The sequence below is a fragment of the Pseudomonas fluorescens group sp. PF-1 genome (genome assembly GCF_054481335.1).
This window is the reverse complement of sequence record NZ_JBTMNG010000001.1, coordinates 2859939-2882580: the sequence shown is the minus strand read 5'-3', so window position 1 is coordinate 2882580 and position 22642 is coordinate 2859939. Positions and strand designations below refer to the sequence as shown.

Here is a 22642-nt window from a genome sequence, read left to right as displayed (position 1 = left end):
ATCCAATCAATGCCAATGATTCGGACATACCGAACAGACCTCTCTGAGAGTGCTATCGCGAGCCCCTGATCAGCGTCAGGGCCAGATGCTCATCTCACTATCCAGACTGCTCCAACAACAAACCGATTCAGTGCGCGTCCGAATTCAAGTCGGGACTTAAAACACTGGGTGGTGCTGGACTTGAGTGGTTCCTGCAGAAACGAAAAAAGGACCCGAAGGTCCTCTTTTCGATCGCCGCACACTTCAGTTGAAATATGCAGCGCTATGTTTGGAGCGGGAAACGAGACTCGAACTCGCGACCCCGACCTTGGCAAGGTCGTGCTCTACCAACTGAGCTATTCCCGCGTCTTGGTGTGGCGCATTCTATAGAATTCAGAAGCCCCGTCAACCCCTTGATTCAAAAAAGTTTTATTTTTTTTCCACGTCGGTCTTCAGATGCGGCCAGGCAGCCCGCAAGTACTGGACCATGGACCACAATGTCAGACCGGCAGACACCATCAGCAAGGCATACCCCATCAGGACCCAGAAGCTGAAATCCGACGGATTGGCCAGCAGGATCACCAGCGCCAGCATTTGCGCGGCGGTTTTCCATTTGCCCAGGTTGGACACCGCGACGTGCGCGCGGGCACCGAGTTCGGCCATCCACTCCCGCAGGGCAGATACAACGATTTCTCGACCGATGATGACGGCAGCCGGCAACGTGAGCCAGAGGTTGCCGTGTTCCTGCACCAACAGCACCAGGGCAACGGCAACCATCAACTTGTCGGCAACGGGATCGAGAAAAGCACCGAATGGGGTACTTTGCTCAAGACGGCGGGCCAGATACCCGTCCAGCCAGTCCGTGGCAGCGGCAAATGCGAAGACAGAGGCTGACGCCACGTAGCTCCATTGGTAAGGCAGGTAGAACAGTAAAATAAAGATCGGGATGAGCAGGACGCGTAGAACGGTAATCAGATTAGGGATATTCATCGGCACAACTGGCTACGAGGTGAGGTGGCATTCTACTCGCTGTGCAGATTTGCATAAATCAACTCTGCGAGCTTTTTACTGATCCCGGGGGCTTTGGCGATCTCGTCGATGCTGGCACGAGACAGCTCCTGCAATCCACCAAAATGTTTCAACAAATCGCGGCGACGTGTCGGTCCAACGCCGGCAACGCCCTCCAGTGTAGACGTACGTCGGGTTTTGCCACGACGGGCGCGATGCCCGGTAATAGCAAAGCGGTGAGCTTCGTCGCGTATCTGCTGGATCAAATGCAGTGCGGGGGAGTCACCGCGCAACGTGAACTCGTGAGCGGCGTCATTGAGGTACAGGGTTTCGAAACCGGCTTTACGCGTTGCCCCCTTGGCCACACCGAGCAGGATCAGATCCGGTACCGCCAGCTCATTCAGCACATCTCGCGCCATGGACAACTGCCCCTTGCCGCCATCCACCAGCAGAATGTCCGGCAGTTTGCCCTCCCCGTCCTTCAGCTTGCTGAAGCGCCGGGTCAGTGCCTGGTGCATCGCCGCGTAGTCATCACCCGCCGTAACGCCTTCGATGTTGTAGCGGCGGTAGTCGGACTTGATCGGGCCTTCAGGGCCGAATACCACGCAAGAGGCGACGGTTGCTTCGCCGCTGGAGTGACTGATGTCATAGCATTCAAGGCGCTGGGGCGGCTCATCCAGTTTCAGCACCTGCGCCAGGGCTTCAAAGCGCTCGGCAACGTGTTGGCGGTTGGCCAGGCGCGCGCCCAGTGCCTGTTCGGCATTGGTCACCGCCAATTGTTGCCAGCGTGCTCGCGTGCCACGCACCCGGTGGCTGATGGTCAATTCGCGACCACGCAGCTCATCAATGGCCGCAATAAGTGTCGGAAAGTCGTCATGAACCACGTTGACGATCAACTCGCTCGGCAAGTCGCGTTCCGGGCTGCTGATGAAATACTGACCGAGAAACGCCGCCATGACTTCGGAAACGTCCTCTTCGATACCGACCTGCGGAAAGAAGTTCTTGCTTCCCAGTACTCGCCCACCACGAACGCTGATCAAGTGAACGCAGGCACCGCCCGGATTGACGAACGCCGCGATGACATCAACATCGCCCGTCCCGCCTTCCATGCTCTGCTGATCCTGAACCCGACGCAGCAGCGAGATCTGGTCGCGCAACTCCGCGGCGCGCTCGAACTCAAGATTGATCGCTGCCTCTTCCATTGCAGCGGACAACTCGTCGCTCAGTGCATTGCTGCGACCTTCGAGGAACATCACCGAGTGTCGCACGTCTTCAGCGTACACCTCAGGCTCCACCAGGCCGACACAAGGCGCCTTGCAGCGCTTGATCTGATATTGCAGGCAAGGGCGCGTACGGTTCTTGTAGTAGCTGTCTTCACACTGCCGGACGAAAAAGGTCTTTTGCAACAGGCTCAGGCTTTCGCGAATCGCGCCGGCACTGGGGTACGGACCAAAATATTTGCCCTTGGCCTTTTTCGCGCCGCGATGAATGCTCAAGCGCGGGAACTGGCCATCCGAGAGGAAAACATAAGGGTAGGATTTGTCGTCACGCAGCAGGATGTTGTAGGGCGGACGCCATTCCTTGATCAGCGTCTGCTCAAGCAACAGGGCTTCGGTTTCGTTGGCCGTAATGGTCGTTTCGACTTGAGCGATTCGCGCCACCAACGCAGCGGTCTTGGGCGCCAGGCCGCTTTTTCTGAAGTAGCTCGACAGGCGATTCTTGAGGTTCTTGGCCTTGCCGACGTAGAGCAGGCGCGCATCGCTGTCGAACATGCGATACACACCGGGACGCCCGCTGACGGTCGACAGAAAGGCGCCTGGATCAAAATTATCAGTCATTTCAGAGGCTGGCATCGACCATGCCGTGACGTACCGCCAATAGCGTCAACTCGACATCACTGCTGATCGAAAGCTTTTCGAAAATGCGGTAACGGTACGTGTTCACGGTCTTCGGCGACAGGCACAACTTGTCGGAGATAATTTGGACTTTCTGGCAGCCGACGATCATCAGCGCGATCTGTATCTCCCGCTCCGACAAGGCATCGAAGGGAGAATCGTTGGTCGGCTGGAAGGATTTGATCGCCAATTGCTGGGCAATCTGAGGACTGATATAGCGCTGCCCGGCGAACACCAGGCGGATGGCCTGGACCATTTCCGGCAGCCCGGCGCCCTTGGTCAGGTACCCGGCAGCACCGGCTTGCAACAGCCGTGTAGGGAACGGATCGTCCTCACACACGGTCACGGCTACGACTTTGATGTCCGGATGACTGCGCAATAATTTGCGCGTGGCCTCAAGGCCACCGATACCGGGCATTTTGACATCCATCAATACCACATCAGGTTTCAGCTCACGCGCCTTGAGCAGGGATTCCTCACCCGATTCAGCCTGGCCAACCACTTGCAGGCCATCGATGTCAGCCAGCATTCGAGTAATGCCTGTACGAACGAGATCATGGTCATCGACTACTAGAACCCTAATCAAGCAGACACCTCGCGATATGGTCTTATTGGGTTGCCGACACCTTAGCAAAAAGCAACTGGCAGACCTAGCGGCAAGCGCCATATAAAAAGTTTCAATACATCTTGAAAGGCTTGTGGCCAGCGTGTTTCAGCGATGCGAACCCTCGACATCGCGCTGCATTCTCAGGAAACACTCGTCCGCGCCCACCACCTGTAGGCCCTTTCTTTCATACAAGGCTCGCGCCGGATTATTTTCAAACACGGTCAAACGCAAGGCCGGGCGTCGTTCCTGGCGAACCATGGCAAATACCTGATCGATCACCCAGGAACCGGCCCCCTGCCCTCGGCATGCTTCGACGATGTGCAGTTCGCGGATGTAAAGCGCCCGGGGATCCCGACTCAGACTGACATACCCCACTCGACTGTCATCACGCATGATGATCCGGTTTTCACGCCCCATCCAGGCGGCGTCGAAGGCGTCGTCCAGCCATAACAGGTCGTATCGAATGTAATAGCGCAGCATGTTCCTGCGAGTCAGTCCGCGCGAGAAATCGAGATCACCCTCCGTCGCCGCGCACCATTCGAAGCCCATCAAACCTCCCTGACCGGCACGATTTGTCCGTTCCATCCGTCAGTATCGCGTCGAGCAACGACCATCAAGTCACCGACACCCGGTGCAGCTGCAATCAAGGAGCCGCCCGCCGACCAGATTGCGCTGCGCCCCGCCGACTCCCAACCTCCCGTGGCCCCACCATGGTTCGCCATCAGCACGACCATCGAATGGGTTTGCGCATAACCTTTCAACAACGCCGTATCCGGGCCATAGCCCTTTTCGGTGATCAACACTCCGGCCGCGTACACGTCAGCCCCTTGCTGCGCAGCCGCAGCGGCATGGGAGGCATGGGTAAAGTCTGCACACACCGCCAGGGCGACAGTATCGGCACCGACAAGCAGCGTCTTGCCGCCATATCCGGGTGCAAATGCGACCTCTTCTCCCGCGTGCAAATGCTGTTTGCTATAGACCCCGAGTGAGCCGTCGGCGCCCAGTACAAGCGCTCCGATCAATACGGGAGCAGCGTCCGACAGACGGATCGGCATCCCGACCACTGTCGTCACCCCGACTTCCTGCGCAAAATCACGCAGCGGTTGCAGCACGGCAGCCTCCGGCGCGAGCGCCAACTGTGCGGCGAGTCCGCGCTCGTAACCGGTCAACGACAACTCAGGGAACACCAGCAATTGCACGCCATGCTCGGCTGCTATCTGCATGAAGCGTTGATGCCGGGCGATATTGCCGGCAAGGTCGCCGGCAATGGAAGACGATTGGGCGGCGGCGATGATCAGAGGCGGCATGTTCCGTCCTTGTGACTTGATGTATTCGGAAACGCAGAGTGTGTCACAACCTCCAAGGCGCTCAACTGATTGAGAATGCCCTGAATCATCAATAGCAATTTCTGATTGAATCCTTGTACCTGGCTCTAGTAAGCTCGGAGCATCCATCGGAGATACACCATGATCAACGCCCTCTCACCGCTTCGTACCGCCAGCGCCCTGCGCTCGGTTGCGGCTGCCCGGGTGAGCGACGTCTGTACTCCGGTCAGCTTTTATTTTGGGTATTGGTTTAGCCACTGGCGCGCCTGATACCCACCCGGCGTCCACTTTAAACGGGTCGCCACCAGAGAATTCTCAACCCCCGGTCGGCCTCCCGACCGGGGGTTTTGTTTTTTCAGCACCTGACATTTTCTGCGACACACCAGACATCTTGAGGATCAACGCAATGAACTACGCCACTTATTACCGTTACGACAGTTTTACCGCCTGGCGATTTACCACCCTCCGCTCGGGACAGCCTGCCGCCTCCGATCGGTCACCCACAGGTGGCAAGCACATACACGTAGCCAATCCGGCCAATTGTCGAACACCCCAGTAGGGCCGAGTGCGCGGGAACGAACCCGCCGCCTGCCCAGGAAGCCTGAACATGAACTCGTCCGTCTCTGCTCTGCCACTGTCCACCCTCAGTCCTGCCAACGAAGCGCTGACCCTGCGTCTGCCAAGCTCGTTGCAACTCAAACAGCAATTGCCACTGACCAACGCCCTGAACCAGCAAGTCGCTGCTCATCGCCAGGCGGTTCGGGCGATCCTCAACGGTGAAGACTCCCGTCTGCTGGTCATCGTCGGCCCCTGCTCGATCCACGATCCTAAGTCCGCGCTCGAATACGCCGGCAACCTGGCCCAACTCGCCGCCGAAGTCAGCGACGAAATGCTCTTGGTCATGCGCGCCTACGTCGAAAAACCTCGCACCACCGTCGGCTGGAAAGGCCTGGCCTATGATCCGCACCTGGACGGCAGCGACGACATGGCAGGCGGCCTGACCCTGTCCCGTGAACTGATGCGTGAAATGCTCCTATTGGGGTTGCCGGTTGCCACCGAGTTGCTGCAACCCATGGCTGCCGGTTACTTCGACGACCTGCTGAGTTGGGTCGCCATCGGCGCCCGGACCACCGAATCGCAGATCCATCGCGAAATGGCCAGCGGCCTGGGCATGCCGGTCGGTTTCAAGAACGGCACCGACGGCGGGGTCGGGGTCGCCAGTGACGCCATGCGCTCGGCCGCACATCCGCACCGTCATTTCGGCGTCGATAGCCAAGGACATCCGTCGATCATCCAGACCCCGGGCAATGCGGACACTCACCTGGTGTTGCGCGGCGGTCATGGCGGGCCGAACTACGACCGGGCCAGCGTCGCCAAAGTGCACGGCGATTTGACCAGACTGAAGATCCCGGCACGGATCATGGTCGACTGCAGCCACGCCAACAGCGGCAAAGATCCGCTGCGCCAACCGGCGGTGTTCAACGACGTGCTCGAACAGCGCCTGCAAGGCGATCGTTCGCTGATCGGCATGATGATCGAAAGTCACTTGTTCGAAGGCTGCCAGCCGCTGAGCCCGACGCTGAAATACGGCATGTCGATCACCGATGGCTGCCTGGGCTGGGCCGGCACGCAAGCGTTGCTGCGTCAGGCAGCAGAGCGTCTGCGCGCACAACGCAGCATTCCACAACCGGTATGACCCCGACTCACCGCCCCGTCTTCATCCGGAGACGGGGCGGCGGTTGGAACCCTTCGGATTTCGCGGAAAAATGGCCTACACGAAGTAGGCCATTTGTCGATTTACACTCAGCACACGCTAAAAAGCTGTCCGGACAGTCCGATCAAGACTTCATTCACATCCGAGTTCTCTCACTGTTTCTAGTCCGTTTTCATCGGGATACAGCGGCTTTTTCATACATCGCGCGGCCGGCGGAGTGCTTTAGAGTGAGGCACGACACACCTCCCTGAACGGCTGAAAGGTATGAACATGCAACGGAATGCAAACACTCAATATCCAATCCTGCTGGTCCACGGGCTTTTCGGTTTTGACCGTATCGGCACCTTCGAGCTCTTCCACGACATCAAACAGGCGCTGCGCAGTGCGGGTGCCAGGGTGTTCGTGCCTCACCTGTCGGCGACCCACAGCAACGAAACCCGGGGCGAGCAGCTACTGGCTCAGATCGAACGGGTTCTGGAAGGGACCGGCGCGAATAAAGTCAACCTGATCGGTCATAGCCAGGGTGCACTCGCCGCCCGGTATGCGGGAGCGGTTGCGCCACAGTGCGTGGCCTCAGTAACGTCTGTCAGCGGGCCGAACCATGGCTCGGAACTGGCTGACTTCCTGCGCAAGGCGCTGACGCCCGGAGGTCTGCCGGAACACGTGGCGGAAACGGTCGCGACCCTGTTCGCAGACTTCCTCTCGTTACTCAGCGGTCATCGTCATCTGCCACAAAATGCCATCGCCGCGCTGAACGCCCTGAGCACCGAGGGCGTTAGCCTCTTCAACGACAAGTACCCTCAAGGGCTACCGGAAACCTGGGGTGGCAAAGGGCGGGAACTGGTCAACGGCGTTCGTTATTACTCCTGGAGCGGCATCCTGCAGGCCAGCATTCTGGACGAAGGGCTGGAGGCACTGGATCCGCTGCATGGCTTTTTGCGTGCATTTTCCCAATATTTCACCACTGAAGCGCAGCAGAACGATGGCATGGTCGGTCGATACAGTTCCCATCTGGGCACTGTCATCCGGTCCGACTATGCACTCGATCATCTCGGCACACTCCAGGCGCCAGCCGTTCAATTTGCCAAAAAAGTCGACCCGATCGACCTGTATGTGCGGCATGCCGAACGCCTGAAAAAAGCCGGTCTCTGATAAGACTCGCACTGTTCAGGCCATATGGAACGGAACTTTGAGGAGAAATAGCCCACCGAATCCGGTAGGCTCAGCACTTTGCCGAATATTGAAAGGAGTATTTCCCATGGCTAAAGCCACTGCCCGCCACATCCTTGTTGCCAGCGAAGCCAAGTGCAACGAACTCAAGGCCCAGATCGAGGCTGGCGCAGATTTCGCCGAAATCGCAAAAGCCAACTCCACCTGCCCTTCCAGCCGCCAGGGCGGTGACCTGGGTTCGTTCGGTCCGGGCCAGATGGTCAAGGAATTCGACACCGTAGTGTTCAGCGCACCGATCAACGTGGTGCAAGGTCCGGTCAAGACCCAGTTCGGTTACCACCTGCTGGAAGTGACCAGCCGTCAGGACTGATCGACGCCTGTGTTTTGCGCGCAACGGCCCGCCTTTTGGTGGGCCGTTGCGTTTCAGATACGCAATAGGCTGGCGAGGGACGCGCCGCTAGCGTACAAATTGTCGTTAACGACCACCCGGCTCTAAGGCTGACAATGCGACTGGCTTTCCCGACTTTGTTATTCACTGCCGTGGCCCTGCTGTTAGGTGCCGCTGGTGTGAATGCCGCACCACAACACGCGTTGACCGTCTACGGCGAACCGGCCAAATACCCTGCCGGATTCAGCCATTTCGCCTACACCAACCCGCAAGCCCCCAAAGGTGGCACCATGCGCCGTTCGGCGATCGAAATCGGGCACTTCGATCATGTATTGCCATATATCGACAAAGGCATTGGCGTCTCGCAGATTGACGGCCTGATCTACTCGCCGCTGGCCCAGCGCTCGCTGGATGAGCCCTATACCGTGTACGGCCTGGTGGCGCGGCAGATGGAACGCTCCGATGACGGCCTGTCACTGCGCTTCTACCTGAACCCCAAGGCGCGTTTCGCCGACGGCAAGCCGATCACCGCCGAAGACGTGCGCTACACCTTCGATCTATTGATGACCCAGGGCAGTCTGCGCTATCGCACTCAATTCGCTGACGTCAAAGGCGTCGAAGTCGAGGCGCCATTGACCATTCGCTTCGACTTCAAGACCAACGAAAACCGCACCCTGCCGCTGGACATCGCGACGCTGCCGGTGTTTCCCGAACACTGGTGGAAGACCCGCGACTTCGCCGGTGGCGGCGGTTACGAACCCCCACTGGGCAGCGGGCCCTACAAGGTCAGCAAGGTCGACTCCGGGCGCAGCATCACCTTCGAGCGCGATCCCGACTGGTGGGGCAAGGACCTGCCGGTTAGCCGCGGTCTCTACAACTTCGATCATTTCAGCATCGAGTACTTCGGCGATACCGACGTGGCACGCCAGGTGCTGCGCGGGGGTGCCTATGATTACAACCGCGAGTTTTCCGCCACCGGTTACTCCATCGGTTATGAAAGCCCGGCCCTGAGCGACGGTCGACTGCAAAAAGCGCATTTGGCGACCGAAGCGCCGCAACCGAGCCAGGGTTTTGTGTTCAACCTGCAAAAGCCCATGTTCCAGGATCGCCGCGTGCGTCAGGCACTGGCCATGCTCTGGGATTTCGAATGGAGCAACCGGCAGATGATGCGCAACATGTACATCCGCCAGCAAAGTTTCTTTTCCAACACCGACCTCGCTGCCCGGCAACTGCCGGATGCCGGCGAGCGAGCGATTCTTGAACCGCTTCGCGGACAAGTTCCCGACGAAGTATTCACCACTGTGTTCGAAGCCCCCAAAACCGATGGCAGTGGCGTGATCCGCGACAAGCAGTTGCAGGCCCTGGACCTGTTGGAACAGGCCGGCTGGAAACCGGATGGCGATCAGTTGGTCAACGCCGACGGAGATCCGCTGAGCTTCACTTTCCTGGTCAGCCAGAACGGCCTGGACCGATTGCTGCTGCCCTACAAGCGCACCCTGAAACAGATCGGCATCGACATGAACATCCGCCGCATCGATTCCTCGCAGTACGTCAATCGTCTGATGAGCCGCGACTACGACATGATCGTCACCGGCTACCCGGTCACCACGTCTCCGGGGGGCGAACTGCTCAACTATTTCGGTTCGGAGGCGGCCACTGACCCAGGCTCCAACAATTACATGGCCCTGAAGAATCCGGCCGTCGATACCCTGATCAAGGGACTGGTGCGCGCCAACACCCAGGCGGACATGTTGCGCTACGCCCACGCCCTGGACCGGGTGTTGCAGTGGAACTACTACTGGATTCCCAACTACTACCCGCCGGGCACCTCCACCGTGTGGTGGAATCGCTTTGGCATGCCCGATGTGCAAGCGAGCAATGACGAAGCCATCGAAAGCTGGTGGGAAATGAGCACCACGCCCTTGACCAACCAGGAAATGACCGCCGAGCGCATCCGCCGTGGCAGACCCGGAGGACCGCACTGATGTGGACTTACATTCTGCGGCGCCTGCTGCTGATCATTCCGACGCTGGTGATCATCCTCCTCGTCAACTTCGTGATCGTCCAGGCCGCACCGGGCGGGCCGGTGGAACAGGCCATCGCCCACTTGCAAGGCATCGGCGGGGTGAGTGTCGGCGGTGGCGCCAGCGAAGCCGTGAGCGGCAGCTCCCGGGCCAGCCGCGGCCTCGACCCGCAACTGATCAAGGACATCGAAAAACAGTACGGGTTCGACAAGCCGGCCCACGAACGCCTTTGGCTGATGCTCACCAGCTACGCGCGCCTGGACTTCGGCAAGAGCTTCTTCCGTGGCGCCACCGTCACCGACCTGATCCTGGAAAAAATGCCAGTGACCATTTCCCTCGGGCTTTGGGCGACGCTGATCACTTATCTGGTGTCGATCCCGCTGGGCATCCGCAAGGCCGTGCACCACGGCAGCCATTTCGATATCTGGAGCAGCACCGCGATCATCATCGGCTATGCGATGCCGGCGTTCCTGTTCGCGATGTTCCTGATCGTGGTGTTCGCCGGGGGTACGTCGCTGAACTGGTTCCCGGTGCGCGGGCTGGTCTCGGACAACTTCGAGTCACTGTCGACCCTGGGCAAGGTCGTCGACTACTTCTGGCACCTCGTGCTGCCGGTGACGGCGCTGGTGATCGGTGGGTTCGCGACCTTGACGATCCTGACCAAGAACTCGTTCCTCAATGAAATCACCCGCCAGTACGTGGTCACCGCCCGCGCCAAGGGCTTGAGCGAACGCCGCGTGCTGTATGGCCACGTGTTCCGCAATGCAATGCTGCTGGTGGTGTCGGGGATTCCCCAGGCATTTATCAGCGTGTTTTTTGCCGGTTCGCTGTTGATCGAGGTGATTTTCTCCCTCGACGGCCTGGGCCGCATGAGTTACGAAGCGGCGGTGTCGCGGGACTATCCGGTGGTGTTCGGATCGCTGTTTATCTTCACCTTGTTCGGGCTGCTGATAAAACTCGTGGGTGACCTGTGCTACACCCTGGTCGACCCGCGTATCGACTTCGCCGCGAGGAACGCCTGATGTTCAAGCTTTCGCCGTTGGGCCGTCGCCGCTTCGAACGCTTCAAGAAAAACCGCCGTGGCTGGTGGTCGCTGTGGCTGTTTGTCGGTCTGTTCATGCTGACCCTGGGCGGCGAACTGATCGCCAATGACAAGCCACTGATCGTCAGCTACCAGGGCTCGTTGTATTTCCCTGCCCTCAAGCGCTACACCGAGCAGGCGTTCGGCGGGCAACTGCCGTTCCAGGCCGACTACCGCAGCGACTACGTGCAAAACCTGATCAAGAAGGACGGAGGCTGGCTGCTGTTCCCGCCCATTCCGTTCAGTGACGACACGCCGAACTATGACCTGAACAAACCGTCCCCGAGCCCGCCTTCTAGCGTGAACTGGCTGGGCACCGACGACCAGGCGCGGGACGTGTTGGCAAGGGTGATTTTCGGCGCACGGGTGTCGATTCTGTTTGCCTTGATGCTGACCTTCGTCAGCGCGCTGATCGGCATCGCTGCCGGCGCCCTGCAAGGCTATTACGGCGGCTGGGTCGACCTCATCGGTCAGCGGCTGCTGGAGGTCTGGTCCGGGCTGCCGGTGCTGTACCTGCTGATCATTCTGTCGGGCTTCGTCGAACCGAATTTCTGGTGGCTGCTGGGGATCATGGCGCTGTTTTCCTGGCTGGCCCTGGTGGATGTGGTGCGCGCCGAGTTCCTGCGTGGACGCAACCTTGAATACGTCAAGGCTGCCCGCGCGCTGGGCCTGAGCGATCGCAAGGTGATCGTGCGGCATATCCTGCCCAACGCCATGAACGCGACATTGAGCTACCTGCCGTTCATTCTCACCGGGGCCATTTCCACCCTTACCGCGCTGGACTTCCTCGGATTCGGCATGCCCGCCGGCAGCGCATCCCTGGGTGAGCTGATCGCTCAGGGCAAACAGAACCTGCAAGCGCCCTGGCTGGGGCTGACGGCGTTTTTCACCCTGGCGCTGATTCTTTCGTTACTGGTGTTCATTGGCGAAGCGTTGCGCGACGCCTTCGATCCCCGATCCTGATGCGGATATTGATATGACCAACCTGATCGAAATCCGTGACCTCAGCGTGGCCTTCAGTGGCGAGACCGTGGTGCGCAATCTGTGCCTGGACATCCGCCCCGGCGAATGCCTGGCATTGGTGGGCGAGTCCGGCTCTGGCAAATCGGTGACCGCCCACTCGATCCTGCAACTGCTGCCCGACGTCGGCACCGAAAGCCATGGCAGCATTCGCTATCGCGGCCGCGAACTGCTCGGCGCTCCGTCCAGCGTATTGCGCGAACTGCGCGGCAACCGGATCGCGATGATCTTTCAGGAGCCGATGACCTCGCTCAATCCGCTGCACAGCATCGAAAAGCAGATCGGCGAGACCTTGCTGGTGCACAAGGGCCTGGCGGGCAAGGTGGCGCAAACGCGGATTCTGGAGTTGCTGCATCTGGTCGGCATCCAGAAACCCAAGGAGCGGCTCAAGGCTTATCCCCATCAACTGTCCGGCGGCCAGCGCCAGCGGGTGATGATCGCCATGGCCCTGGCCTGCGAACCCGAATTGCTGATTGCCGACGAACCCACCACGGCCCTGGATGTGACCGTGCAGCGCAAGATCCTGCTGCTGCTCAAATCCCTGCAACAACGACTGGGCATGTCGTTGCTGCTGATCAGTCACGACCTCAATCTGGTGCGCAGCATCGCCCAGCGGGTGTGCGTGATGAAGGCCGGCGAAATCGTCGAGCAGGCGCCCTGCGAAACGCTGTTCACCGAACCGAAGCACCCTTACAGCTGCATCCTGCTCAATGCCGAACCGGAAGGCGAAGCCCTGCCCCGGGACGAACGGGAGAAAGTCCTGGAGGTGGAGGATCTGCGGGTGCAGTTTGCCGTCGGTGGCGGCCTGTTTCAGCGCAAGACTTACCTGAAGGCCGTGGATGGCATCAGCCTGAATGTGCAGCGGGGAAAGACCCTGGGTATCGTTGGCGAATCCGGCTCCGGCAAGTCCACCCTCGGCCAGGCCATCCTGCGCCTGCTTGATTCCGAGGGCAGTATTCGCTTCCAGGGTCACGCATTGAATGGCCTGACGCAGAAACAGCTGCGGCCGTGGCGCAAGAAGATGCAGGTGGTGTTCCAGGACCCCTTCGGCAGTCTCAGCCCACGAATGTCCGTGGCACAGATCATCAGCGAAGGCCTGGAAGTCCATAGCCAGTTGAGCCCCGACGAGTGCGACGCCGAAGTGATACGGGCACTGCAAGAAGTCGGCCTCGACCCGCAGAGCCGCCACCGCTATCCCCATGAGTTTTCCGGTGGCCAACGCCAACGCATTGCCATCGCCCGGGCGCTGGTGCTGAAACCGGCGTTGATCCTGCTCGACGAACCGACCTCGGCCCTTGACCGCACCGTGCAAAAGCAAGTCGTGGCCCTGCTGCGCCAGCTTCAGGAAAAACATGGCCTGACTTATCTGTTCATCAGCCATGACCTGGCCGTGGTCCGCGCCCTGGCGCACGACATGATCGTGGTCAAGGACGGCAAGGTGGTCGAGAGCGGCGCCAGCCACGACGTCTTCGATTCGCCGCAGCACCCGTACACCAAGGAGCTGTTGGCCGCGGCGCATCCGGGGGCGTCATAATCCGGCGCATGCCGCTGAACCGCGTCGCGGCCATCGCGAGCAGGCTCGCTCCCACAGGAGAATGCATTTCAATGTGGGAGCGGGCTTGCCCGCGATAAGGCCGGCACAGGCAACACTTAATCAGGATCAACCCTCATGAACACCACCGAAAGCCTCAAGGACTACCAGCGCGTACGCCTGCTGGCGATCCGCTCATTGTTCGAGATCATCGAGCAGTCGAGCGAGGGCACGGTGATTGTCGACCGCGACGCCAATATCGTGTGGATGAACGAGCGCTACGCCAAGCGTTTCGGCCTGCAATCGGCGCAAAGCGCGATCGGCAAGGCCTGCGAAAGCGTGATTCCCGGCAGCCTGTTGCGCGAAGTGGTACGCACCGGGCGCCCGATTTTGCTCGACATGCAGGACACCCCCAAGGAACCGCTGGTGGTCATGCGCCTGCCGATTCACGACGATGCCGGCGAAGTGATCGGCGCCATCGGCTTTGCCCTGTTCGACGAATTGCGCAGCCTGTCGCCGATGCTCAAACGCTACATGAGCATGCAGGAAGAGCTGGCATCGACCCGCTCGCTGTTGCGGGCGCGGCAGACCAAATACAACTTCGCCCATTTCATCGGCACCAGCGCCGCCAGCCTGGAAGTCAAACGCCGTGCTCGCCGCAGTGCCAGTACCGACTCACCCGTGCTGCTGCTCGGTGAAACCGGCACCGGCAAGGAACTGCTGGCCCAGGCGATCCACAATGCTTCGCCGCGCGCGCTCAAGGCGTTTGTCAGCATCAACAGCGCAGCGATCCCCGAATCGCTGCTGGAAGCCGAATTCTTCGGCACCGCACCCGGCGCCTTTACCGGTGCCGACCGCAAGGCCCGCGCCGGCAAATTGCAGATCGCCCAGGGCGGGACGCTGTTTCTCGACGAGATCGGTGACATGCCCCTGCCGCTGCAAAGCAAATTACTGCGGGTGTTGCAGGAAAAGGAATTCGAACCGGTGGGTTCCAACGACGTGATCCAGAGCGATGTGCGGGTGATCGCCGCGACTTCAACCGATCTGGAAGCCGCGATCAAACGCGGCGAATTTCGCGCCGACTTGTACTACCGCCTCAACGTCCTGCCCATTCAGGTTCCGCCACTGCGCGACCGCCTCGACGACCTGCCCGCCCTCAGCGAAGCGATCCTTGAAGAGCTGCGCAGCCAGCACGAACTCAACGGCGAGGCACTGGGGCTGCTGGGGCAGCATGCCTGGCCGGGGAATATTCGCGAACTGCGCAACGTGCTGGAACGGGCGGCGTTGCTCAGTGATGACCTGCGGCTCACGGTGGCGGATATCCGCGCGGCCATCGGGACCTTTACACCCGTGGAGCGCATGGCACCGCTGCCCGTCGAACCGCTGGAGCACGAGACCTTCAGTGCTGCCCGGGCACGCTTCGATCGGCAATTGATCGAAACCACCCTGGCGCAATGCGGGGGCAAGGTGGTTGAAGCGGCGGCGCGGCTGGGGCTGGGTCGGTCGACGCTGTACAAGAAGATGCTGGCGCTGGGAATTGCAGAGTCTCCATAAAGAGACATTGATCTCCATTGATAGACAGACCATCGCGAGCAAGCTCGCTCCCACAGATTTACTGGATCGATTGCAAAAAACGCAATCAACTGTAGGAGCGAGCCTGCTCGCGATGAGGCTGGCCCAGCAAAAAAAGTCTCAATATAGAGACAAAAGCCTGGACTCACCCCAAGAAAATCTAAATATTCCCTTATATTTCAGTCACTTAACCATCTGGCACACAATTCGCTATAGCGCTCTCCTACAAAAGATCCACCCTAGAAAAATAACAACCCAGGAGACACACCATGAGTGTGATCATTGCCTTGGCAGCCCTCGCGCTGTTGATGCTGGCTGCTTACCGTGGCTACAGCGTTATCCTTTTTGCCCCGATCGCCGCCCTCGGCGCCGTTCTGCTCACCGACCCCTCTGCTGTTGCGCCTGCGTTTACCGGCGTGTTCATGGAGAAAATGGTCGGCTTCATCAAACTGTATTTCCCGGTGTTCCTGCTCGGTGCCGTGTTCGGCAAGCTGATCGAGCTGTCGGGTTTCTCGCGCTCGATCGTCGCCGCCGCCATTCGCTTGCTCGGCACCCGCCAGGCGATGCTGGTGATCGTGCTGGTATGCGCCCTGCTGACTTACGGTGGCGTCTCGCTGTTTGTGGTGGTGTTCGCGGTGTACCCGTTTGCCGCTGAAATGTTCCGCCAGAGCAACATCCCCAAGCGCCTGATTCCAGCGACGATTGCCCTCGGCGCGTTCTCCTTCACGATGGACGCCTTGCCCGGCACTCCACAGATCCAGAACATCATTCCCAGCACCTTCTTCAACACCACGGCCTGGGCCGCGCCATGGCTGGGCGTGATCGGCACGATCTTTGTGTTCTGCACCGGCATGCTGTTCCTGCAGCGCCAGCGCAACAAGGCCCAACGCGCGGGTGAAGGTTATGGCACCGAACTGCGCAACGAGCCAGAAACCGCCGCCGACATCAAGCTGCCCAACCCGTGGATCGCCCTGTCGCCGCTGCTGGCCGTGGGCATCATGAACCTGCTGTTCACCCAGTGGATTCCACAGTGGTACGGCAAGACCCACAGCCTCGCGCTGCCGGGCATGGCGGCGCCTGTGACCACCGACATCGCCAAACTCACGGCGATCTGGGCGGTACAGGCGGCGCTGCTGGTGGGCATCCTCATGGTGCTCGCATTCGGGTTCCAGGCGATTCGCAGCAAACTCGCCGAAGGCAGCAAAAGCGCGGTCAGCGGTGCGTTGCTGGCGGCGATGAACACCGCGTCGGAATACGGCTTCGGTGCGGTCATCGCATCCCTGCCCGGCTTCCTGGTCCTGGCCGACTGGCTCAAGAGCATTCCCAACCCGTTGGTCAACGAAGCGATCACCGTGACCCTGCTGGCCGGTATCACCGGTTCGGCTTCGGGTGGCATGAGCATCGCGTTGGCGGCCATGTCCGAACAATTCATCGCCGCGGCCCATGCGGCCAATATCCCGCTGGAAGTGCTGCACCGTGTAGCCGCGATGGCCAGTGGCGGCATGGACACCCTGCCGCACAACGGTGCGGTGATCACCCTGCTCGCGGTCACCGGCCTGACACACCGCGAGGCTTACAAAGACATTTTCTGTATTACGCTGATCAAGACCCTGGCGGTTTTCGTGGTGATCGGCACTTTCTACGCCACTGGCATTGTGTGAGGTATTCATGACGACTCTTTCGGGCAAGACCGCACTGGTTACCGGCTCCACCAGCGGCATTGGCCTGGGCATTGCCCTCAGCCTGGCCAAGGCTGGGGCCAACCTGATCCTCAACGGCTTCGGCGATGCCTCCACGGTGATTGCCGAAGTGGCGCAGTACGGCGGCAAGGTCGGTCATCACCCGGCCGATGTCAGCGACCCGGCACAGATCGCCGAGATGATCGCCTATGCCGAGCGCGAGTTCGGTGGCATCGACATTCTGGTCAACAACGCCGGCATCCAGTACGTAGCGCCGGTGGAGGAGTTCCCGGTGGAGCGCTGGGATTCGATCATCGCGATTAACCTGTCGTCGGTGTTCCACAGCACTCGCCTGAGCCTGCCGGGCATGCGCGCCAAGGGCTGGGGTCGGGTGATCAACATTGCTTCGGTGCATGGCCTGGTCGGCTCGGTGGGCAAGGCGGCTTATGTCGCGGCCAAGCACGGAGTGATCGGTTTGACCAAAGTGGTCGCGCTGGAAACCGCAACCACCCAAATCACCTGCAACGCCATTTGCCCCGGCTGGGTGTTGACACCGCTGGTGCAGAAGCAGATCGATGACCGCGCCGCTACCGGGATCGACCCGCAGCAGGCGCAACATGATCTGCTGGCCGAGAAGCAACCGTCGCTGGAATTCGTGACACCGCCGCAACTGGGGGAACTGGTGCTGTTCCTGTGCAGCGAAGCTGGCAGCCAGGTGCGCGGCGCGGCGTGGAACATTGATGGTGGATGGTTGGCACAGTAAGCACCGCTAAACCCTTGTGGCGAGAGGACTTGCCCCTCACCACAAATGCCCGCTTGAACTTATGAATAAGAAGAGGCAAGCCATGTCCGACATCCTCTGGCAACCCAGCGCCGAACGCATCGGCAAGACCCGCATGGAGGCCTTTCGGCGCTTCATCAATCAGCGACACCACCTGCACATCGATGACTACCCTGCCCTGCACCAATGGTCCATCGATCAACGCGTGGATTTCTGGCAGGCCATCGTCGACTTCTTCGATATCCGCTTCCATCAGCAACCCGACGCGGTGCTGATGGAAGGCCCGCAAATGCCCAGCGCCCAGTGGTTCCCCGGCGCCACCCTGAACTTCGCCGAACACCTGTTGCGCCGCCGCGACGATGCCGTGGCCGTGGTGGCCGTGGGCGAAAACGGACAGCGTGAACACTTGACCTGGGGCGAACTGGCCGAGCATGTCGCCGGTTGTCAAAACAGCCTGATCGCCGCCGGTGTCGGCCTCGGCGACCGGGTGGCCGCGTGCATGCCCAATACCTGGCAAACATTGGTGGCGATGCTCGCCACCACCAGCCTGGGGGCGATCTGGTCCTGTTCTTCGCCGGACTTCGGCACCCAAGGCGTGATCGACCGTTTCGGCCAGATCGAGCCGAAAGTGCTGCTCACCTGCGCTGGCTATCGCTATGCCGGCAAGGAAATCGACCAGACCGTCAAGGTCAACGAAATCCTCGAACGCCTGCCAACGCTGCAACAGTTGATCGTCGTGCCCTACGCGCGGCCGCAGGCCCGCATCGAAGACTTCCGCACAGCGGCCAATGTGACGCTGTGGGACGACTTCTACGACCCCGGCGGCGAGCCGGATTTCGTCCCCGTGCCCTTCGCCCATCCGCTCTATATCCTCTATTCAAGCGGCACCACCGGCGTGCCCAAATGCATCATCCACAGCACCGGGGGCGTGTTGCTGCAACACGTGAAAGAGCACGGCTTGCACAGCGATCTGGGCCCCGGCGAACGCCTGTTCTACTACACCACCTGCGGCTGGATGATGTGGAACTGGCTGGTCTCGGCGCTGGCGGTGGGCAGTGCCGTGGTGCTGTACGACGGCTCACCGTTTCATCCCGCTCCCGAACGCTTGATCGACCTGATCGACGACGAGCGCATCAGTGTGTTCGGCACCAGCCCCAAGTACCTCGCCACCCTGGAAGCCAACGGCGTCAAACCCCGGCAAAGCCATGACTTGAGCAGCCTGAAAACCCTGCTGTGCACCGGCTCCGCGCTTTCACCGCAGAGTTACGACTACGTCTATCGCGACCTCAAGGCTGACGTGTGCCTGGCCTCGATGTCGGGCGGCACCGATATCGTCTCCTGCTTTGTCAACGGCAACCCGTTGCAACCGGTGCGTCGCGGTGAAATGCAAGGCAAAAGCTTGGGCATGGCGGTTGAAGTGTGGAACGAGGACGGCCAACCGGTCATTGGCGAAAAAGGCGAGCTGGTGTGTACGCGGCACTTCCCGGCGATGCCCATCGGCTTGTGGAGCGACCCCGACGGCGAAAAGCTGCGGGCGTCGTATTTCAGCCAGTTCCCTGGGGTCTGGGCCCAGGGTGACTACGCTGAACAACTGCCCCACGGCGCGATGATGATCCATGGCCGCTCCGACGCGGTGCTCAACCCCGGCGGCGTGCGTATTGGCACGGCGGAAATCTACCGCCAGGTGGAAAAAGTCCCGTCAGTGCTCGACTGCGTGGCCATCGGTCAGCAGTGGCAGGATGATGTGCGGGTGGTCCTGTTCGTACGGCTGCGTGAAGGCGTTGAACTGGATGAAACACTGCAACAACAGATTCGCCAGACCATTCGCGCCAACACCACGCCGCGCCATGTGCCGGTAAAGATCGTCGCGGTCACGGACATCCCCCGGACCATCAGCGGCAAAATCGTCGAATTGGCAGTGCGCAATGTCGTGCATGGGCAAAAAGTGAAGAATACCGATGCGCTGGCCAATCCCGAGGCACTGGAGCAATTTCGCGACCGCCCGGAGCTGCGGGATTAAAGTATTCCACTGCAGGAGCGAGCCTGATCGCGATGACGGTACGTCAATGTTGACGGTGCCACCCTCATCGCGGGCAAGCCCGCTCCCACAGGGTTTGCTTGTCAGATGCTAAATTCGCGTACAGATTGGCCAGTTGTCTTAATACGCGTTGATGCCCATAGCAAAAAACACCTGCGAAGCATTCAATGAATAAAATGGCCCGGGCCACCGAAATGCCGGGTCATCCAGCGTTTGCCGCTCAGCCAGCGAGTAGACGCCGTCATACCGATTTGATGCAGGACACCTAGATGAACGCCTCACCGACCGGCAGCGATGCCCAGGCCCTGATTGCCAGACTGGACTGGGAAAGCAGCCCGCTGGGCTCGGCCAGCACCTGGCCGCAGAGCCTGCGAACCGCCGTGGACATTGTGATTCATTCACCGATGCCGATGCTGTTGCTCTGGGGCGAGCAGCTGACGCAGATCTACAACGACGGCTTCGCCCTGCTCGCCGGCAGCAAGCACCCGCACGCTTTCGGACAGCCGACACACCTTGTCTGGCCAGAGTTAAAGGACTTTACCGATCCGATTTACAAAGCCGTCCTGCAAGGGCAAGTGCGGACCTACAGCGAACAACGCTTCACCCTGCAGCGCGACGGCAAGGATTCCGACTTCTGGCTCGACCTGACCTATAGCCCCATTTGCGACGAAAGCGCCGAGGTGGCCGGGATTCTGGTCACCGCCATCGAAACCAATGAACGCCGTCGAATCGCCCTCGAACTGGAACAGCGTTCCGCCGCCAGCCTCAAGGCTCAACAAGATACCGAGGAACGCCTGCAACTGGCCCTCGCCGCCACCGACACGGTCGGCACCTGGGACTGGGACATCAGCGAGGACCGCTTCCTGGCTGATGCCTATTTCGCCCAATTGCATGGCATCGACCCGGCCATGGCCAGCCAATTGCCGATCACCGAGTACCTTCACAGCGTGCACCCGGAAGACCGCGCCCTGATCGCCCGCAGCATCAAGCATTGCATCGCCCATGGCACCGAGTACGCCGAGGAATACCGCTTGCTGCAACCCGATGGCGAGTTACGTTGGGTGTTTGCCCGCGGTCGTTGCTACAAGGACCACCATGGTCGGCCCATCCGCTTCCTGGGCGCCGCCCTGGACATCACCGAGCGCAAAAACACCGAGCAGGCCCTGCGCCAGAGCCAGACCGAGCTGCAACTGATCATCAACGCCATGCCGATCCTGATCAGCTACGTCGACCGCGAGGAGCGTTTTCGCCTGAACAACGCCGCGTATCTGGACTGGTACGGCCTGACACCCCAGGAGCTCTACGGCCGGACCGTTCGAGAGGTGTTGGGCGACGAGGCCTACGCCTTGCGCGCCGGGTACATCGCCGAAGCCCTGTCCGGCAGGCCCTGCTGTTTCAGCATCAAGACGCCGCACCGTGACGGCAGCATCCGTCACGCACTGATGAACTATTTGCCGCGCCACGGTGCAGACGGCGCGGTGAACGGTTTCTACATCTTCGTGATCGACGAAACCGAGCGTAAACAAACCGAAGAAGCGCTGCGCAACCTCAATGAAACCCTCGAAGAACGGGTTAGCGCCCGAACCCGGCAACTGGCCGAAGCCAACGAAAAGCTGCTCAACGAGATGTTCGAACGCGAGCGCGCCGAAGAAGCCCTGCGCCATGCACAGAAAATGGAAGCGGTAGGCCAGCTCACCGGCGGCATTGCCCATGACTTCAACAACATGCTCACGGGGATTATCGGCAGCCTCGACCTGATGCAACGCTACATCGCCGACGGCCGCGCCGCCGAAATTGCCCGTTTCACCGAGGCAGCGGTGTCCTCGGCCAACCGCGCCGCCGCCCTGACCCATCGTCTGCTGGCGTTCTCCAGGCGTCAGTCGCTGGATCGCAAACCGCTGAATCCCAACGACCTGATTCACTCCCTCGAAGACCTGTTCCGCCGCACCAAGGGCGACCATATCGCGCTCAAACTGCGCCTGGCCAAGGACGTCTGGACGGTCAGCACTGACGTCAGCCAACTGGAAAACGCCCTGCTCAATCTGGTGATCAACGCCCGGGACGCCATGCCCGATGGTGGCGAGTTGTGCATTGAAACCGCCAACGTCTACCTCGACGGCAGCGACATCACCACCCTGGAACCGGTCAAGGCCGGGGATTACCTGATGATCGCCGTCAGCGACAACGGCACGGGCATGACACCGAAGATCCTGGCCAAGGCCTTCGATCCGTTCTTCACCACCAAACCCATCGGCCAGGGCACCGGCCTGGGTCTGTCGATGATTTATGGTTTCGCCCAGCAGTCCGGTGGCCATGTGACCCTGTTCAGCATGCCTGGCCAGGGCACCAACGTGCGCTTGTACCTGCCGCGCCTGCACGGCGTTGAACCGCAAGACGTGTTATCGCCGGTCATCAGCGAGGCGCCCTCGGCCATTGCCGGTGAAACCGTGGTCCTGGTGGAAGACGACCCGGCCGTACGCATGCTGGTGTTCGACCTGCTCAAGGAGCTGGGTTATCACGCCTACGAAGCCGAAGACGCGAAGAGCGCCCTGCCCCTGCTCGAATCCGGACTGCGGGTCGACTTGCTGGTGACGGATGTCGGGTTGCCCGGCATGAATGGCCGGCAACTGGCGGAAATTGCCCGTCAGCACCGACCTGAGCTCAAAGTGCTGTTCATGACCGGTTACGCGGAAAAAGCCGCCGAGCGTCAGGGTTTTCTTGAGGAAGGCATGGACATGGTGGCCAAACCGTTTTCCATTGATCTGTTGGCCAACAAGATTCGCACGATGATCGGCCAACCGCAGTGAGTTAGGGCATAATCGCGCGCCCC

At 60.4% G+C, this 22642-nt stretch carries 17 protein-coding genes and 1 tRNA gene; 12 read left to right on the top strand and 6 right to left on the bottom strand.

The window, feature by feature from the left end; translation table 11 throughout:
* Nucleotides 1-269 precede the first annotated feature (269 nt).
* From ACX3YD_RS13870 to ACX3YD_RS13845, 6 genes are all read right to left on the bottom strand, one after another.
* Nucleotides 270-345 (bottom strand) — tRNA-Gly (locus ACX3YD_RS13870).
* A 63-nt stretch (nucleotides 346-408) separates the two neighbouring features.
* Nucleotides 409-969 carry a CDP-diacylglycerol--glycerol-3-phosphate 3-phosphatidyltransferase gene (gene pgsA / locus ACX3YD_RS13865; protein ID WP_047529703.1) on the bottom strand — a complete coding sequence of 187 codons (561 nt, stop codon included), beginning with the start codon at nucleotides 967-969 and terminating at the stop codon, nucleotides 409-411.
* 32 nt (nucleotides 970-1001) lie between these two features.
* Nucleotides 1002-2825, bottom strand: a complete 1824-nt coding sequence (uvrC, locus tag ACX3YD_RS13860) for an excinuclease ABC subunit UvrC (protein WP_458960284.1) — start codon at nucleotides 2823-2825, stop codon at nucleotides 1002-1004.
* 1 nt (nucleotide 2826) lies between these two features.
* A complete protein-coding gene (gene gacA, locus ACX3YD_RS13855; RefSeq protein WP_047529704.1) occupies nucleotides 2827-3468 on the bottom strand; it encodes a response regulator transcription factor GacA in 642 nt (213 codons plus the stop codon).
* 126 nt (nucleotides 3469-3594) lie between these two features.
* Entirely contained in the window at nucleotides 3595-4038 is a 444-nt protein-coding gene (locus tag ACX3YD_RS13850; RefSeq protein WP_458960283.1) for a GNAT family N-acetyltransferase, read from the bottom strand.
* Nucleotides 4038-4796, bottom strand: coding sequence for a carbon-nitrogen hydrolase family protein (locus ACX3YD_RS13845; protein WP_458960282.1), 759 nt, complete (start codon nucleotides 4794-4796; stop codon nucleotides 4038-4040). The genes ACX3YD_RS13850 and ACX3YD_RS13845 overlap by 1 nt, the downstream gene beginning before the upstream one ends.
* Nucleotides 4797-5421: 625 nt before the next feature.
* Between ACX3YD_RS13845 and ACX3YD_RS13840 the strand changes: the two genes are divergently transcribed.
* From ACX3YD_RS13840 to ACX3YD_RS13785, 12 genes are all read left to right on the top strand, one after another.
* Nucleotides 5422-6510: a 3-deoxy-7-phosphoheptulonate synthase gene (locus tag ACX3YD_RS13840; RefSeq protein ID WP_458960281.1), complete on the top strand. Its 1089-nt coding sequence runs from the start codon at nucleotides 5422-5424 to the stop codon at nucleotides 6508-6510.
* 288 nt (nucleotides 6511-6798) lie between these two features.
* Complete coding sequence (locus tag ACX3YD_RS13835) at nucleotides 6799-7680, top strand: esterase/lipase family protein (protein ID WP_047538744.1); 882 nt, start codon at nucleotides 6799-6801, stop codon at nucleotides 7678-7680.
* Between the two features lie 106 nt (nucleotides 7681-7786).
* Nucleotides 7787-8068 carry a peptidylprolyl isomerase gene (locus ACX3YD_RS13830; protein WP_047529711.1) on the top strand — a complete coding sequence of 94 codons (282 nt, stop codon included), beginning with the start codon at nucleotides 7787-7789 and terminating at the stop codon, nucleotides 8066-8068.
* A 134-nt stretch (nucleotides 8069-8202) separates the two neighbouring features.
* Nucleotides 8203-10071, top strand: coding sequence for an extracellular solute-binding protein (locus ACX3YD_RS13825; RefSeq protein WP_103406611.1), 1869 nt, complete (start codon nucleotides 8203-8205; stop codon nucleotides 10069-10071).
* Nucleotides 10071-11132: a microcin C ABC transporter permease YejB gene (locus ACX3YD_RS13820; protein ID WP_103406612.1), complete on the top strand. Its 1062-nt coding sequence runs from the start codon at nucleotides 10071-10073 to the stop codon at nucleotides 11130-11132. Before ACX3YD_RS13825 ends, ACX3YD_RS13820 begins: the two co-directional genes overlap by 1 nt.
* Nucleotides 11132-12154 carry an ABC transporter permease gene (locus tag ACX3YD_RS13815; RefSeq protein ID WP_047529717.1) on the top strand — a complete coding sequence of 341 codons (1023 nt, stop codon included), beginning with the start codon at nucleotides 11132-11134 and terminating at the stop codon, nucleotides 12152-12154. Before ACX3YD_RS13820 ends, ACX3YD_RS13815 begins: the two co-directional genes overlap by 1 nt.
* Before the next feature lie 13 nt (nucleotides 12155-12167).
* Nucleotides 12168-13745 (top strand): ABC transporter ATP-binding protein, encoded by a 1578-nt coding sequence (locus ACX3YD_RS13810; RefSeq protein ID WP_458960280.1) that lies wholly within the window; start codon nucleotides 12168-12170, stop codon nucleotides 13743-13745.
* Between the two features lie 135 nt (nucleotides 13746-13880).
* A complete protein-coding gene (locus tag ACX3YD_RS13805; RefSeq protein ID WP_103406614.1) occupies nucleotides 13881-15296 on the top strand; it encodes a sigma-54 interaction domain-containing protein in 1416 nt (471 codons plus the stop codon).
* Nucleotides 15297-15583: 287 nt separating this feature from the next.
* On the top strand, nucleotides 15584-16975 hold the full coding sequence (locus ACX3YD_RS13800) for a GntP family permease (protein WP_458960279.1): 1392 nt from the start codon (nucleotides 15584-15586) through the stop codon (nucleotides 16973-16975).
* 7 nt (nucleotides 16976-16982) lie between these two features.
* The gene (locus tag ACX3YD_RS13795; protein WP_103406615.1) at nucleotides 16983-17756 is read left to right on the top strand and encodes a 3-hydroxybutyrate dehydrogenase; all 774 of its coding nucleotides are present in this window, start codon (nucleotides 16983-16985) and stop codon (nucleotides 17754-17756) included.
* 82 nt (nucleotides 17757-17838) lie between these two features.
* The gene (locus ACX3YD_RS13790) at nucleotides 17839-19794 is read left to right on the top strand and encodes an acetoacetate--CoA ligase (RefSeq protein ID WP_458960278.1); all 1956 of its coding nucleotides are present in this window, start codon (nucleotides 17839-17841) and stop codon (nucleotides 19792-19794) included.
* 287 nt (nucleotides 19795-20081) lie between these two features.
* On the top strand, nucleotides 20082-22619 hold the full coding sequence (locus tag ACX3YD_RS13785) for a hybrid sensor histidine kinase/response regulator (protein WP_458960277.1): 2538 nt from the start codon (nucleotides 20082-20084) through the stop codon (nucleotides 22617-22619).
* The last annotated feature ends 23 nt before the right edge of the window (nucleotides 22620-22642 follow it).